Source organism: Pseudoalteromonas sp. NSLLW218 (assembly GCF_015864775.1).
Lineage (GTDB): Bacteria > Pseudomonadota > Gammaproteobacteria > Enterobacterales > Alteromonadaceae > Pseudoalteromonas.
The window spans coordinates 120,648-136,890 of the sequence record NZ_JADYWO010000010.1; the positions used below are offsets into that span (position 1 = coordinate 120,648).

Annotated in this window: 15 protein-coding genes; 10 read left to right on the plus strand and 5 right to left on the minus strand. The window is 40.5% G+C overall.

Annotation, left to right across the window (positions count from 1 at the left end; translation table 11 throughout):
• The first annotated feature begins 110 nt into the window (after positions 1–110).
• From I6E80_RS15975 to speD, 8 genes are all read left to right on the plus strand, one after another.
• Positions 111–692, plus strand: coding sequence for an aminodeoxychorismate/anthranilate synthase component II (locus I6E80_RS15975; protein ID WP_101164425.1), 582 nt, complete (start codon positions 111–113; stop codon positions 690–692).
• 43 nt (positions 693–735) lie between these two features.
• Positions 736–1,896: an HDOD domain-containing protein gene (locus I6E80_RS15980; RefSeq protein ID WP_197185956.1), complete on the plus strand. Its 1,161-nt coding sequence runs from the start codon at positions 736–738 to the stop codon at positions 1,894–1,896.
• Positions 1,897–2,275: 379 nt separating this feature from the next.
• Positions 2,276–3,481 (plus strand): aspartate aminotransferase family protein, encoded by a 1,206-nt coding sequence (locus tag I6E80_RS15985; protein ID WP_024600070.1) that lies wholly within the window; start codon positions 2,276–2,278, stop codon positions 3,479–3,481.
• 85 nt (positions 3,482–3,566) lie between these two features.
• On the plus strand, positions 3,567–4,583 hold the full coding sequence (gene astA, locus I6E80_RS15990) for an arginine N-succinyltransferase (protein WP_024600071.1): 1,017 nt from the start codon (positions 3,567–3,569) through the stop codon (positions 4,581–4,583).
• Positions 4,584–4,598: 15 nt separating this feature from the next.
• Positions 4,599–6,068, plus strand: coding sequence for a succinylglutamate-semialdehyde dehydrogenase (gene astD / locus I6E80_RS15995; RefSeq protein WP_024600072.1), 1,470 nt, complete (start codon positions 4,599–4,601; stop codon positions 6,066–6,068).
• Positions 6,069–6,200: 132 nt separating this feature from the next.
• On the plus strand, positions 6,201–6,548 hold the full coding sequence (locus tag I6E80_RS16000) for a DUF3802 family protein (protein ID WP_007580087.1): 348 nt from the start codon (positions 6,201–6,203) through the stop codon (positions 6,546–6,548).
• 85 nt (positions 6,549–6,633) lie between these two features.
• Entirely contained in the window at positions 6,634–7,047 is a 414-nt protein-coding gene (locus I6E80_RS16005) for an OsmC family protein (protein ID WP_024600073.1), read from the plus strand.
• An 88-nt stretch (positions 7,048–7,135) separates the two neighbouring features.
• On the plus strand, positions 7,136–7,948 hold the full coding sequence (gene speD, locus I6E80_RS16010; protein ID WP_007376266.1) for an adenosylmethionine decarboxylase: 813 nt from the start codon (positions 7,136–7,138) through the stop codon (positions 7,946–7,948).
• Between the two features lie 53 nt (positions 7,949–8,001).
• On the opposite strand, the gene I6E80_RS16015 is transcribed toward speD, so the two are convergent.
• The gene (locus I6E80_RS16015; RefSeq protein ID WP_197185957.1) at positions 8,002–9,345 is read right to left on the minus strand and encodes a M24 family metallopeptidase; all 1,344 of its coding nucleotides are present in this window, start codon (positions 9,343–9,345) and stop codon (positions 8,002–8,004) included.
• Positions 9,346–9,475: 130 nt separating this feature from the next.
• Positions 9,476–10,759 carry an aromatic amino acid transport family protein gene (locus I6E80_RS16020; RefSeq protein ID WP_197185958.1) on the minus strand — a complete coding sequence of 428 codons (1,284 nt, stop codon included), beginning with the start codon at positions 10,757–10,759 and terminating at the stop codon, positions 9,476–9,478.
• A 446-nt stretch (positions 10,760–11,205) separates the two neighbouring features.
• Between I6E80_RS16020 and I6E80_RS16025 the strand changes: the two genes are divergently transcribed.
• Together I6E80_RS16025 and I6E80_RS16030 are read left to right on the plus strand one after the other, a co-directional pair.
• Positions 11,206–12,003, plus strand: a complete 798-nt coding sequence (locus I6E80_RS16025) for an alpha/beta fold hydrolase (RefSeq protein WP_197185959.1) — start codon at positions 11,206–11,208, stop codon at positions 12,001–12,003.
• 325 nt (positions 12,004–12,328) lie between these two features.
• Positions 12,329–12,961 (plus strand): hypothetical protein, encoded by a 633-nt coding sequence (locus tag I6E80_RS16030; protein ID WP_197185960.1) that lies wholly within the window; start codon positions 12,329–12,331, stop codon positions 12,959–12,961.
• A gap of 126 nt (positions 12,962–13,087) precedes the next feature.
• On the opposite strand, the gene cysQ is transcribed toward I6E80_RS16030, so the two are convergent.
• The 3 genes from cysQ to I6E80_RS16045 are packed head-to-tail and all read right to left on the minus strand — an operon-like array spanning position 13,088 to position 16,218.
• Positions 13,088–13,858: a 3'(2'),5'-bisphosphate nucleotidase CysQ gene (cysQ, locus tag I6E80_RS16035; RefSeq protein ID WP_197185961.1), complete on the minus strand. Its 771-nt coding sequence runs from the start codon at positions 13,856–13,858 to the stop codon at positions 13,088–13,090.
• A gap of 9 nt (positions 13,859–13,867) precedes the next feature.
• Complete coding sequence (gene cysC / locus I6E80_RS16040; protein ID WP_002958870.1) at positions 13,868–14,461, minus strand: adenylyl-sulfate kinase; 594 nt, start codon at positions 14,459–14,461, stop codon at positions 13,868–13,870.
• 32 nt (positions 14,462–14,493) lie between these two features.
• Positions 14,494–16,218 (minus strand): SLC13 family permease, encoded by a 1,725-nt coding sequence (locus tag I6E80_RS16045; RefSeq protein WP_197181516.1) that lies wholly within the window; start codon positions 16,216–16,218, stop codon positions 14,494–14,496.
• Positions 16,219–16,243 lie beyond the last annotated feature (25 nt).

Below are 16,243 nucleotides of genomic sequence, written 5' to 3' on the forward strand. Positions count from 1 at the left end.
TTTTTAACGCTTTTTGCTAATTTATGTTGGCTAATTAATAGTGGTAGAATGCAGCGCTTAGTACCACTTGTGTGAAGTAGTGGTCAATAATTTATAAGGTCTGTTGTGTAATGCTGTTAATGATCGATAACTACGATTCGTTTACTTACAACTTAGTGCAATATTTTCAGCGTTTAGATCAAGACGTTTTAGTGAAACGTAATGACGAGCTAAGCATTGCACAAATAAAACAGTTGAACCCGAAGCACATCGTGTTATCGCCTGGGCCATGTACCCCTAATGAAGCGGGTATTTCACTAAATGTTGTTGAGCAACTAAAAGGACAATATCCTATTCTAGGGATTTGCTTGGGGCATCAAACTATCGCGCAAGCTTTAGGGGGAGATGTAATTCGTGCTAAAAAAGTTATGCACGGTAAAACATCACCCATAGTTCACACTAATAAAGGTGTGTTTAAAGGTTTAGCTAACCCATTAACAGTGTGTCGTTACCATTCTTTAGTGGTTAAAGCGCAAACTCTACCTAAAGAGCTTGAAGTAACCGCATGGACTCAGACTGAGCAAGGCGAGTTTGACGAAATTATGGGATTACTTCATAAAGAATTAGCAATCGAAGGTGTGCAGTTTCACCCCGAAGCTATTCTAACTGATCAAGGCTTAGAACTGCTTGATAACTTTTTAACTCGCTTCTAATGTTATAATACACAGAGCATTTAATACTTTATTAATGGATGTCATGACTGAACTTGAAGCGCAACAGCGTACTGCCAAAATATTAAGCCAACGGGCTCATGACTTATTGCTTGGGCACAGCTTTGCGCATCAGCAAATTGGTTTCATTCATACATTAGATATAGATTACGGCGAACCGATGAAGCAACGTACTTTGCTTCAGGTTGAAGTGGCCGCACAGAATAAACGCCAGCAAAGCAGTACTGCACATCATAAGTATCGCGCTCAAGCGAGTGAGCAACTACACAAAACAATTGAAACAGCTATATATAAGCAGCTCGAAGATATAGATGGCGTAATTCATAGCACCATAGGCATTGAAGATGGCATTGCCAATATACTCGATATATTAGCTGTAAAGTCGGCATCGGTAGGGCGCTTAGAGCCATTGGTAAATGATATAGGCTGGTTGGGTAGAGAGTTAGTCACGCTCGTTAACTTACCCTACTATCGTAATCAGCGTAGTAAAAACACGTCTGTAAAAGTAGATAAACCATCGCTTGCTCTTCGCTATATTGGTCTTGATAACTTACAGCTAGTTATACCTACATTTGCTACGCGTCATTGGATGCCACATAGCACCGAGCCATTTTCATTATTAAAACGCCGGCTACGCGACAGCGCGATGGCAAACGCGATTGCTGCGCAAAAAATTGCACAAATTAGTAATGTGAACGACGTTCATGCATTTACCCTTGGTATGCTTTTAGATGTAGGGCGAATTGCATTGGTGCGTTTGTACTTAAAAACGTTTGAGAAAGTATGGCAACGTAAAGTGCAGTTAGCCCGAAATGAAAACCAAAAAGATTTACACACCGCATTATTAGAGCTACAGCCAGACCCGCTCTTTTTAACCACTCTACTTAGCAATAAGTCGATAGAAGTAAGCGCCAAAGTAATAGACAAAATGGCTTTTAAATATTTACCGTTTAAAGGTGTAATGCAGCAGCTAGTAAATGGGGTAGATAAGGGCGATACATTACTGCCGTTAACACAAGTAATGCTAAAGGCACGTTGCTACTCTCAATATCTTAATTTAAAAGAGCATCAACTTATTGAGCCTGACGAAACTCTAAGCTGGTTTTCGTACTTTAAGTTCACTAAAACGGAACTAAAAACCCTCCAATCGAGTAATTTTACCAATTTAGCTATTCAAATTGACTAAAAATCTGAATTTTTTGTTAATTTTTTTGCGACTAACCATTCATTCTCACTCTATTGTTATATTGCATATTTGCCGATTAAAGCGTCCGCGCCTCGGTGCTCATGCGGTTAGTTGCCTAAAAATAAGCATAAATAGTTATGCAAATAGTTATTCACTATCTATGAAATAATATCTTTAGCCCTTTATTTTCAAGGGATACATGAAAGTTTTTAACGAGACAGATATAAGTAATTCTGAAATAATGTGCGTCTGAAAATTGAACCACAAAGCAATTTTGCGCAATTATCAGGTTACTGATCTTGCCTATAAAGTTGGTTACAAATATTAACCAAACACCTATTTTGATGTTTTGTGTTGCTCACAATTAAGAGGAAATAAAATGACAGTCAATCGCGAATTATTTGATCACGTAATGGTTCCTAACTACGCACCTTCAAGCGTAATTCCTGTTCGAGGCGAAGGTTCTCGCGTATGGGATCAAGAAGGTCGAGAGTTTATCGACTTTGCTGGTGGTATTGCAGTTAACTGTCTTGGCCATTGCCACCCTGCATTAGTAGGCGCATTAAAAGAGCAAGGCGAAAAAATCTGGCATCTATCAAATGTAATGACCAATGAGCCGGCACTTCGCCTAGCTAAAAAAATGGTTGATGCGACATTTGCTGAAAAAGTTTACTTTGCCAACTCTGGCGCAGAAGCAAACGAAGCAGCGCTTAAATTAGCGCGTCGTTTTGCACTTGATAAGTTTGGCGCAGAAAAATCACAAATTATCGCGTTCAACAAAGGTTTCCACGGTCGTACATTCTTTACCGTAACTGTTGGCGGCCAAGCTGCCTATTCAGATGGTTTTGGTCCTAAGCCTGGCGACATTGTACATTGTGATTACAACGACCTAGCTGCTTTTGAAGCGCTTATTAGCGACAAAACATGTGCCGTAATGATGGAACCTCTACAAGGTGAAGGCGGTATTGTTTCGCCAACTGACGAGTTTGCTCAAGGCGTTCGCGATTTATGTACTAAACATAACGCACTGCTTATTTTTGATGAAGTTCAAACAGGTGTTGGCCGTACTGGCGATTTATACGCATACCAAGGCTTAAACATAGTACCTGATATTTTAACTTCAGCTAAAGCACTTGGCGGCGGTTTCCCTATTGGCGCTATGATCACAACAACTGAAATTGCACAGCATCTTAAAGTAGGTACTCATGGTTCTACTTATGGCGGCAACCCGCTTGCGTGTGCTGTTGCAGAAGCTGCATTTGATACAGTAAATACCCCAGAAGTACTTGCTGGCGTAAAAGCTAAAGCAGCATTATTTAATGAACTACTGACTGCGGTTAACGAAAAATACAACGTATTTAGCGAAATCCGTGGCCAAGGTTTATTAATTGGTGCAGTAGTGAACGAGCAATATAAAGGTCGTGCAAAAGAGTTTTTAGTGGCGGGTACTGAGCAAGGCCTTATGTCATTAGTTGCTGGTGCAGACGTAATACGTTTCACTCCATCTTTAGTAATTCCTGAAGCGGACATTCGCGAAGGTATGGCACGCTTTGAAAAAGCAGTAGCAAGCGTAGTAAACGCATAAGCGACTTAAGCCAACCAATTAAGGGCAAGCACTGCTTGCCCTGCAATTCCTATTTACCGTTATTTATAAGGGAGCAAGCGGACTCATGATGATCCTTCGCCCAATCCAGCAAAATGATTATTCAGCATTACTGAAAATTGCCCACGAATCAGGGCATGGTTTTACGTCTTTGCCATTAAACGAAGAACTATTGCAAAAAAAGATCGACCATTCAGTAAGCTCTTTTGCTAAACAAACGTCACAACCTGGTGACGAAGGCTACCTGTTTGTTCTTGAAGATAGCGAAACCGGTGAAGTTGTAGGAACGTCTGCAATTGAAGCGGCAGTAGGGCTTGATGATGCATTTTATCATTATCACTTAAGTAAAGTGATTCACTCTTCGCGCACATTAGACGTATACAAAGCGGTTGATATTCTAACGCTATGTAACGACTACACAGGTGCTACAGAGCTTTGCACATTGTTTTTAAAAGATGGTTATCGTAAAAATTGTAACGGTAAACTACTTTCCAAAGCGCGCTTTATGTTTATAAAGCAGCATCAAGAGCGTTTTGCACAAACAGTGATTGCAGAAATGCGCGGTGTGTCTGACGAAAACGGCAGTAGCCCTTTTTGGCAGTGGCTAGAAGAGCATTTTTTCTCAATGGATTTTCCAACAGCCGATTACCTAACAGGTATTGGCCAGAAGGTTTTCATTGCTGAACTAATGCCTAAATATCCAATTTACGTAAATTTGCTAAGTAAAGATGCGCAAGCTGTAATAGGTAAGGTACACGACAATACACGCCCAGCAATTGAATTATTAAAAAGCGAAGGCTTTACGTTTAATGGCTACGTAGATATTTTTGACGCGGGCCCAACTGTTGAAGCCAAAGTAGATAACATTGCGACTATTCGTAATGCGCATAACTTTAAAGTTGAAATAGGCCAAATGACTGGCGACACCATGGTGTTACTAGCTAACGAAAAGCTTAATGACTTTAGAGCGACTGTTGCGCCAATGTCGTTTGACGATCGAGCTAAAAGCCTTATTTTATCGCAAGAAATAGCAGATGCACTGCATTTGCAAGCTGGCGATATTGTTAGCGCAACCCCAGTTTAATTTAGGAGAAAGTATATGACTCATCCTGCACAATTTATAAATGGTCAGTGGTCACAAGGCCAAGGCACAGAATTTAATTCAGTAAACCCTGCAAATAACGACGTTATTTGGCAGGCTTCATCGGCAACTGCGGCGCAAGTAGACACCGCAGTAAATGCAGCGCGCGAAGCGTTTTATGCATGGGCTGATAAAAGCTTTACTGAGCGTTTAGAAATAATTAAAGCATTCGCAGCGCAATTAAAAGAAAACAGCGAAGAGCTCGCTATTACTATCGCACAAGAAACAGGTAAGCCACTGTGGGAAACTCGCACAGAAGCGGGTGCTATGGTTGGTAAAATTGCTATTTCTGAAAAAGCATTTTTAGAGCGCACTGGCGACGTAGAAAACGCAATGCCACTTGGCCGTGCGATGATTCGCCATAAGCCACATGGTGTTGTAGCTGTATTTGGTCCGTATAACTTTCCGGGTCACTTACCTAATGGGCATATTGTTCCAGCGCTTTTAGCGGGTAACACAGTTGTGTTTAAACCGTCTGAACTGACTCCTAAAGTTGCTGAGCTTACGCTTAAGCTGTGGGAAAAAGCAGGTTTACCAGCAGGTGTAATTAACCTTGTACAAGGTGAAGTAGAAACGGGTAAAGCCCTTGCAGCTCACAAAGGTATTGATGGCTTGTTCTTTACGGGTTCTTCGCGCACTGGTCATATTTTACATGAACAGTTTGCGGGTCAACCGGGTAAAATTTTAGCGTTAGAAATGGGTGGCAACAACCCACTTATTATTACCGACGTTGAAGACACTAAAGCCGTTGTACACGATATTATTCAATCAGCGTTTATCTCAAGTGGCCAGCGTTGTACGTGTGCACGTAAACTATTTTTACCAACTGGTAGCAAAGGCGATGTGATACTGGAGCGTTTAATCACAGCAACTAAAGCGATTAAAGTAGGTAACTATGACGATGCAGACCAGCCATTTATGGGTTCTATGATCTCATCAGCTGCAGCAGCAGGCATGGTTAAAGCGCAAAACGAGCTTGTTGAGCTTGGCGCTCAAGTATTAGTAGAACTTGAGCACACAGCCAATACCGGCTTTGTAACACCAGGTATTATTGAGTGTACAAATATTAGTGACTTCCCAGATGAAGAGCATTTTGGACCACTTTTAAAAGTATTCCGCTTTGACGACTTTGACCAAGCCATTGATAAAGCAAACGATACAACCTTTGGTTTATCGGCTGGTTTATTAAGTGATAGTGCAGCAGATTACGACCACTTCTTACGTCGTATTCGTGCAGGTATTGTTAACTGGAATCGCCCAATTACTGGCGCATCTAGCGCAGCACCGTTTGGTGGTATTGGTGCATCGGGCAACCACAGAGCAAGCGCGTATTATGCAGCTGATTACTGTGCATACCCAGTTGCTTCGGTAGAGCTTGAAAAAGTAGCGATGCCAGCAACACTTAGCCCAGGCTTAAAAATAGATTAAGTAGTAATACTACTTAATTATTATAAAAGCAGCTTCGGCTGCTTTTTTTGTATTGCTAACGCGCAAAGCTAGCAATCAACAGCGCTTTCTGCTTAAATCAAAAATAATTAATTATACAAAGGTGGTACAAAAATGGTTTTAGATAGGCAAGGGTACGATGATTTGATCATGTATCTAACTCAAAATTTAGCATTGTTTGAGAAGCCAGGCGAAATAAAACCAGGTGCCCCAACAGTAATGGAATTAATCGAAGACGTTATTGCACAAAATGTGATGCTTATTTGCGAGCAGCACACAAACCTCAACACAGAGCAGCGTAGTCAAATTGTACGTGAAGTTGATGGCATAGTTTACGATTTAGAAGAAGTCCTCAGCAGCATCACCTCACAGCCTGTCACGGTTGAACAGCATGCCTTTATAGACGAATTTGCAGGTTTAGTAAAAAACCTCTTTGATAGCGCTTTAACGCAACAATCTTAGTCATTTTATAGTCCTGCGTTGCATTTTCATTTGCAACTACGGCTAACTTGCTTACAATCAAGAAAATATTTTTTGAGATATAACAATGCAAGCAAATGTAAAATGGGTTGAAGGCGATACGTTTATTGGTCGTTCTAATTCTAACCACAATGTTGTGTTTGATGGCGGCAGCGATAGTGCAGCACCAAGCCCAATGGAAATGGTTTTAATGTCAGTTGGCTGTTGTTCATCAGTTGATGTGGTTAGTATTTTAAAAAAAGCCAAACAAGATTTTTCAGATGTACAAGTACAACTAAGTGCAGAGCGCGCCGAAACAGCCCCTCGCGTGTTTACCAAAATCAACTTACACTTTGTTGTTAAAGGCAATAATGTGTCTGAAAAGCACCTTGCACGCGCCGTTTCACTCTCTGCTGAAAAGTATTGCTCGGTTGCATTAATGCTTGATAAAACAGTAGAAATTACGCATAGCCACGAAGTTGTGCAAGAACAAGCAAAATAACGCTTTTTCCTCGAGGAAAATTCGTATAAAATCCGCGAACTTTTCATTCTGCAGGTGCAGAACCCACTAATTTATAGGTTGGTTTATTATGAACAAACCCTTCGATAAACTTAAACTTCATGGTTTTAACAATTTAACCAAAAGTTTAAGCTTTAGTATTTATGATATTTGTTACGCAAAGACCGAGCAACAACGTAAAGAATATATTGAATATATCGATGAGCAGTACAGTGCAGATAGACTAACCGACATTTTAGGTGAAGTTGTTGATATTATTGGTGCTAACATTTTAAATGTAGCGCGCCAAGATTATGAACCGCAAGGCGCAAGTGTAACTATTTTGGTTTCAGAAGAACCAGTAGAAGAGCAGCAAAATTACGATGCTGACGAAGCACCAGGCCCATTACCTGATTCAGTTGTTGCGCACCTAGATAAAAGCCACATTTGTGTACACACATACCCAGAAGCTCACCCAGATGATGGTATTTGTACTTTCCGTGCTGATATTGAAGTGTCTACTTGTGGCATTATTTCGCCACTTAAAGCGTTAAACTTCTTAATTCATAGCCTGGAATCAGACGTAGTAACAATTGACTACCGCGTTCGTGGTTTTACCCGCGACATAAACGGTGTTAAGCACTACATTGATCACGCTATTAGCTCGATTCAAAACTTCATGACAGAAGATACAAAAGAAGCGTACCAAATGATGGACGTGAACGTGTATCAAGAAAACCTGTTCCATACCAAAATGATGTTAAAAGAAACCGATCTAAACACGTATTTATTCGGCCTTTCTACGGCAGATTTATCTGAGGGCGAAGAAGACGAAATTCGCTCAAAGCTGACCCGTGAAATGCAAGAAATATTCTATGGCCGTAACCTGCCAGATACAGAATAATAGCAACGAATTAAATTAAAAATGGCGCTCAATGAGCGCCATTTTTTTATGCTTTATTTTACAAGCAATAGCTGTGTTTGTCGGCCATTTAAATACCAGACACCGCTTTTATCAAAAATAGCATCTTCCTCTAGCATTATTCTTATTTCTTTATTCCACTGTTTTATAAACACAGCATTGTTAAGCTCAATTGAGTAAGCTGTATTTAAATGTAGCGGATAGTCACCATCTCCCGGTACACCTTGCTGAGAATCCCACATACCTAATGTAGTGCCAGCAGCGTGGCCATGATAGCCAAGAGGATGAGTATAAATAGTGGGTTTTAATCCCTGATCAATAGCGGCTTTTCGTGCTGCAGCTAAAACCTCATTACCGGTTTTACCTACCGCAAATTGATTGGTAAATATGTCTTGTAGTTTATTACCGCTTTTTAGTGCTTCAACTAAGTAACTAGGCGCACTCGTTTCGTTTTCTTTGAGCACATACGCATGCTGCTGCGTGTCGGTATTTAAGCGTAAATAAGTAATCCCAAAATCTACATGAAGCAAGTCACCGGCTTGTATAACGTTATCATCGTAGCCATTGGTAAAGCTTTCTTCATGATCGAACGACTTCGCATCGGCGCGCTGAATAGCAATACTTGGATGAAACCATGTTTGTAGTTTTAGCTCTTTTACGCGCTCTCTAAACCACCATACCAAGTCATCGCTAGTTGTTTCACCAACCGTAATTGTTTTACCCGAAAACCCCTCTGCAATAATAGAGTGGGCAATAGCAACAATGTGCTTATACATCTCTACTTCTTTGGGGATACGTTGCTCTAACCAGCTTACAGCAAGTGGCTCGGCAGAAATTATTTTATTGTGATAAGCGGCGGGCAAGTTAGCCATTAAGGTTTTGTAATCGCCTAGCACAAGGCCATCGGCATGTGCCCAGTCGGTAGAAGTATTAAGCGCAATGTTGCGAGGTTTATATTGCTCAATAAGTGTATTGAGTGCTTCCCACTGGCTTGGTTGCGTTTGTTTATCCCACCCTTTTTTAAATACGTTACCTATTTTATAAGGCGCAATAGCGTAAGCATCAACTCCACCTTGTTTATTAAGTGCAAATAGCAAAATAGTGGTGCGTCTGGCTGAAAGCCATGTTGCAGGCAGCATTGTTTTTAATATTGGATCTTCGTTATATTCACGACTTATAAGTAGCCACATATCAGTGTTGTGCTGCTTCATTAATGAGGGCATTAAGGTATTAACTCTAAGCTCAGTTATTTTATCTATAAACGCAGCGCGCTCTTTCATCGATAAAATAGCGGGAGCGTCATCGGCTTTAACAAAGAGGCTTAAAACAAGCGTAGTTAGCAAGCTTACATAAAGTAGGAGTTGTTTAGTAAAGTGCATAATTGTTTTATTTTTAGGCTAGTTAATTTATAACATGCCTGAAGAGCGACTATAAAAAAACAATTTGAGATAAACCGCACACAAAAAAGCCCAGCTAAAAAGTAGCCGGGCTTTTGTATAAACAGTTTTATTACTTAAGCATACTGTATAAAAGTGCAAATACAGCAAGTGAGCCAATCGCTAATATAAATAGCGTGCTAAAGCGATTTCGGTATTTATTAAGTGCAGGTACTTTATAAACTGCAATCATTGGCATGATGAATAAAATCATCGCAATGATAGGGCCTGACAACTGATCCATCATGTCTAAAATACTTGGGTTTTTAACTGCACAAAACCAAATAGCTAAAAACATGATTAACACACCAATTTTATCGGTAACGCCAGCGCTTAAGCCTGTTTGTTTAGTTACTAAACCTGTAAAGCTTTCGCGTGCACCTAAGAAGTGCCCCAAAAACGACGATGTAATAGCAATAAAGGCAACAAGCGGCCCTAGTGTGGCAATAAACGAGTTATCAGTGATATTAGCAAGGTAGGATAAAACCGACACGTTAGCTGCTTTAGCCGCCGCCATTTGTTCGCCTGTAAGCGACAGCACGCAAGAGAATACAAATAACAGTACAAAGGTAATAAGTAGCAAGCTAGTGCGCTTTAAAATCGCCTCAGACTTACGTGTAGCTTGTTCGCCGTAATGACCGCGTTGCACATTCACAAAGCTTGAGATAGCCGCTGCGTGGCTAAACGAAAACACAATAATAGGAATCGATAACCACAATGTTTTACCAAAGCTGCCCATTTCAGGCACCGTCATATCTGGCATCTGCCAGCTTGGGATTAAATAAAGTGATAAAAAGAACAATATACCCACAAGCGGATACACTAAAATAGCAAAGGCACGCAGCATTAAGCGCTCGCCGCCCATCATTAAGCTAATCATACCTGCAACTAATACGCCCGAAAGTAGCACGCGAGAAGCTGATTCCATCCCCATTTGATTAACCATAAAACTATCAACAGTATTGGTTAAACCCACACCGTAAATAAGCAAAATTGGGAATATAGATAAAAAGTACAATAAGGAAATTAACCGGCCCGCAGTCACACCAAAGTGCTCTTCAACTACATCGGTAAAGTCGGCATCTTTATTTTTTGATGAAAGTACAAAGCGCGCTAATCCACGGTGCGCAAAAAAGGTCATTGGGAACGCTAAACACGCCATAATAATTAACGGCCAAAAACCGCCAATACCAATGTTAATAGGTAAAAATAAAATACCCGCACCAACGGCGGTACCAAATAAACTTAATGTCCACTGCGTATCGTGCAGGTTCCATTTAGTTTTTGAGTCTGAACTTGTGCTTGTGTGTGTGTTTGGCGATGCATTTGAAAGTGTTGCATCTTGAGATGTTGTCATGTGTGTGTGCTCATCCATTATTTAAATAATAACTGCGCCGAAGGGTATAGTTTTTAGCTGAAAATTTCATGTTTTGAGGGGGCTTGCAGGCTAATTAATTAGGCTCAATTGCAGGGTAAGTGTCATGAATACTAAACAGCGGTGTAAAAGTGAACAAAAGCCTTAAATGACAACAGCACATTATAATTTTAGAGTAGGTTGGTTAGAGCGCAGCGAAACCCAACACCTATAGCGTCACGCGAGCAGCAAAGCCAAGATAGGCGGTTTTCATAACGTAAAAACAGGGGAAGGTCATTTTTATTGGTTTTCATTTAAAATCAAAATTTGCTCCCAAAAGCTGTTAAGTAGAAGGCATTGATCAGAACTTCATAAGAGATTTTTTCTAAACTCCGTTATACTTCCTACAATTGAATATGCCAAACGAAATAAATAGGCCACTAACTGCAATGAGCAAAGACATTCTTTTCCATACTATTTTTCCACACGAAACCAGTAAAACATGGGTTGTATTTGTCCATGGCGCAGGTGGTAGTTCGGCAATTTGGTTTCGTCAGCTTAAGGCTTATAAAAAAGAATATAATGTATTGTTGCTTGATCTTCGTGGTCACGGTAAATCGAATAACTTAGTACAAAACTTTGTTGATAATAATTATTCGTTTAATAATGTCTCTAAAGACATTATCGATGTGTTAGATCATAACAATATCACCAGCGCACACTTTGTTGGCATTTCATTGGGCACAATTATTATTCGAAATATTGCTGAAATTGCGCCGCAATATGTTTCTAGCATGGTGCTAGGTGGAGCGGTTACTCGTTTTAATACTCGCAGTAATACATTGGTTTATTTAGGGAATACTTTTAAACACTTCCTGCCTTATATGTGGCTGTATCGCTTATTTGCTTTTATTATGATGCCGAAAAAGCGTCATAAAGAATCTCGACTTTTGTTTGTTCGTGAAGCAAAACGCTTGTGCCAAAAAGAGTTTATAAAATGGTTTAAATTGGCTATGGACGTAAACCCTTTAATGCAATATTTCAAAGAAAAAGACATCGATATTCCCATTCTGTACATTATGGGTAAGGAAGATCATATGTTCCTTGGCCCTGTTAAAGAAATGGTTAAGCGTCATAAAAATAGCGTACTGCAAACTATTCACCAATGTGGCCATGTTTGTAACGTAGAGCGCCCTGACTTATTCAATCAGCACTCGCTTGCTTTTATCGCCCAGCAAAATCGTTAAGGGTTGTAGAAGGAATAGGGTCGGTACATTCTTTTTTGACTTTCGCCCTAAACTCAAAACAAGACCTAACACTGAACGATATATTGTTTATAACTGCTCTTTACATACTAAGCACAGCAGCAAAGCTTGATGAAGCTGGTTAGGCAAGCGTTTGCATTACTAAATAGAGATTGGTGAAATTATCAAATTTTTTAATTACTTTTACATCAACGGCGAAAAGGCCTTACATAAAAACTTTTTGTTTTGGTTAGCGACTATATCCCCATTGATCTTAGCTTTGTACTTTGCGTATCCCTTAATTGATGGGCTTAAACTGTCAGGGACAGTGGAAGCGTATTCTAATTTTATTTCAATATTTAAACTACCTCTCTGGATTGCGTCTGGAAGTCTGATATTTGGTGTAACAGTTAGTAGGTTCCATAGTTCAGAACAACGAGCGATTACAATTAAGCAAAGTATAAATCAAAATAACTTTTCTAATTATTTAAATCATCGAGATCATTTCCACAAATACCTAACCTCAATATCTGCGACTTTTGATGTAAAGGTAGATTCCTTTAAAATATACGGAATAATCTTTAGTTCCTCTACTCCATATAACGCGAATGTAATGCTGTCTTCTGGTATATCAGATTTCTTTTGTGAAAAATTTGAAACTGAGTTTTGGTCAAAAATGAAATTTTCAGCGCCAAACTTTACTAAGGAAGAGGTTAATATTTATTTTCCTAGGTTTGCTAAATCAATTGGAATTAATGCAGAGCATATAACACTGAGTGACTTTGAGGAGTTGAAGTCATTGTTGGTAAAAGTTCGTAAAATCTATCGCCGCGCAATGGAGTATGGAGTAACTAGGGAACAACCTGAATCTTTTCAAGAAATAGAAGAATCTGGATTTTCTATTCTAATAGGTGAGTTTAGCGAATGGGCCAGTGAAAACAATTTTAAGGGCCGATGGTAAAGTGTTTTAGTTACTTAAAAAGAAACCGTTACTCTCCCTGCTTAGTGAATAACTCCAGATTACACTTATTACACAAGCTATCACTTGTCTTGCTGACAACCGATAGCTAACCACTCAAAACTACCCTTACTCTTCTATCGCACTCACAATAAAATACGGATTTAAATACTCGTCTTTGGTGTTATAAATAAGCGGGCTGCCATCAAGTTGGGTCACTTTTGCACCGGCTATTTCGGCAATTGCATGGCCTGCACCTGTATCCCATTCGCAGGTTGGACCTAAGCGTGGGTAAATATCGGCGCTGCCCTCAGCCACTAAACACAGCTTTAGAGAGCTGCCTTTAGACACCATTTCAACATCGTCAAAGCGTTTTACAAATTCGGCTAAATCGGGTGATGGGTGCGAGCGGCTGCCTACAACACGAATTAACCCTTTGTTAGGTTTGGTGGTAACTTTAAGCTCGATTCGCTCATCGCCTTTATCTTTAAACGCGCCAATGGCTTCGGCGGCTAAGTACGATACGCCAAGGGCAGGTGCATCAACTACGGCTAAAATAGGAATACCATTTTTAATTAGGGCGATGTTTACGGTAAATTCACCGTTCTTTTTAATAAATTCTTTAGTGCCGTCGATTGGATCTACTAACCAGTAGCTTTTCCACGTTTGGCGTACATCCCAGCTTATGTCGGCGTTTTCTTCACTGAGTATTGGAATATCAGGTGTGAGCTGTTGAAGCCCTGCCACAATCAGTTTATGAGCTGCTAAATCGGCGTCGGTTACGGGGCTTTCGTCGGCTTTGTACTCAACGTTAAAATCCTTTTCGTAAATTCCCATTATCGCTTGGCCTGCTTTGCGGGCAAGGATGAGGGTTTCTTCTAGCAGTTCGGTTTGATTCATGGGGTTAACCTATATTATGTGCTTTTGTTTTAGATACGTTATCAGTTGTGTAACCGATTGGTCTAGGGTGTTTTTACTTGTATCTAAAATTATTTCTGGATTGTTTGGCACTTCGTAGCTTGAATCGATACCGGTGAAGTGTTTTATCTCCCCAGCACGGGCTTTTTTGTATAAGCCTTTTGGATCGCGGCTTTCGCATACATCCAGTGGGGTATCGATAAATACTTCGATAAATTCGCCTTCGTCTACTAAGTTACGCACCATGTCGCGCTCTGCTCTAAAAGGCGATATAAACGCAGTAAGTACTAACAAGCCAGCGTCGGTCATTAGTTTTGCAGTTTCGCCTACGCGGCGTATGTTTTCAATACGGTCTTCGTCGCTAAAGCCTAGGTCTTTACATAAACCGTGGCGGACGTTGTCGCCATCTAGCAGGTAAGTGTGCGTACCTTGCTGATTAAGCGCTGCTTCTAGTGCGTTTGCTACGGTGCTTTTACCAGAGCCCGAAAAACCGGTAAACCATAAAATAGCGGGCTTATGTTTTTTTTGCTCACTACGCTGTGCTTTTGTCGTTGCGTAGTTATGCCAAACTATATTTTCATCCATAGTGAGAGTCTCTTATGCTGTGAGCGCTGGTATTAAAACGGAAATACCAGCGGGATCAAGGTTAATACCGTGATTGAATAAATAATAGAAAGGGGTAAGCCCATTACTATGTAATCTTTTAAGCGATAGTTACCCGCGCTATAAACCATTAAATTAGTTTGATACCCAAATGGCGATATAAAGCTGGCTGATGCGCCAAAGGCAACCGCCATAATAAACGGTAGAGGGTCTACATTAAAACCAACTGCGAGCGAGTAAGCAACAGGGAACGACAAAGCAGCAGCTGCGTTATTAGTAATAAGCTCGGTAAATAATACGGTCATTAAAAATATGGCAATAAATGCGCCGTACGGGCCAAAGTCGCCAAGTACCATAAATAGGGCGCTGGATATTTGCCCGGCAAGTCCGGTGCCTATCATTAACTTGGCAAGGCCAATGGCGCTGCCTACAACTACGAGTAACTCGATAGGAAAACGGCGTTTTACTTCGTTAAGTTTTATGGTGCCACTGAGCATTAAGCCAATCAGTAATACTAATAAGCCTTTAACCAGCGGCACTATGCCAACAATGCTTAAACCCAGTACTGCGGCAAAGCTTAGTAGCACAATGTTTGATTGTTTAGGTGCAAGGTGAGCTTGTAAGTCAAATCCTGAAATATACACAAATTCGCGCTTTAAATTAGGCAAGGTGTAAAAGTTTTTGCCTGGGGCGAGTATTAGTGAGTCGCCAGCTTGTAATTGCACTTGCCCAAGGCCGCCTTGTAAGCGGTCGTGCCCACGGCGAATGGCAATAACAGCAGCATGAAATTGCTCCCTAAAACGGGCTTCTTTTACGGTTTTGCCAATAAATTTTGAAGACTGACTTACAACTACTTCGACTAAGTGTTCTATGTCTTTTTGATGATTCTCGTGCACTACTTTTAGGCCGTCGAAACGGGTAAGTAATGGCACCGATTTTATGTCACCTACAAAAAGCAGCACGTCATCTTTTTGAATAATTTGCTGCGGGGTGACTGCGCAAATGCGGCTTCCATCGCGAATAATTTCAGCGAGGAATAAGTCTTTTAAATCACGCAGGCCGTTTTCTTCAACGGTTTGGCCTATTAATTTTGAATTTGCTTGTACTTTACCTTCTAGGTAAAAAGGCACGACTTCTTGGTCGCTTTTACCGTTGTCGGGTAAGTATTTAAGCATCACTAAAATGGTAATTAGGCCTACGCTTAACGCGCCTAAACCCACTAAGGTAAAGTCAAAAAAGCCCAGTGGTTCCATGCCCGCATCTACTGCAAAGCCATTGACGATTAAGTTGGTTGATGTACCAATAAGCGTAATAGTGCCGCCCAAAATAGCAGTGTACGACAGCGGTAATAATAGCTTTGAAGGGGAGTGATTAGGGTTGTCTTTTATCGCTGTAATAAGCGATGCAACAACGGCGGTATTGTTAGTAAACGACGATAAAAAGGCGGTTGATAACCCCAATTTTGTTACCGATTTTACTAAACTACCTTTAGATAGCGATTGCGCTAACTTTTGAATTAGGGTGGTTTTTTCTATTGCGGTCGACACTAACACCAATAGTACTAAGGTGATAAGCGACGGGTTAGCATAATTAATCAACATGCTTTCAAGATCGATTAGCCCTGCTAAGTAGCTGGTGCCAATGGCGCTTACAAATAACCATGCTGGATTAATACGGGTGCCAAAAAGGCACCCGACTAAGGTAAGCATAATGCCTGTTAAAACGAGCTGTTCTACCATGCTTTTAAATTCCTAACAGGCTAAA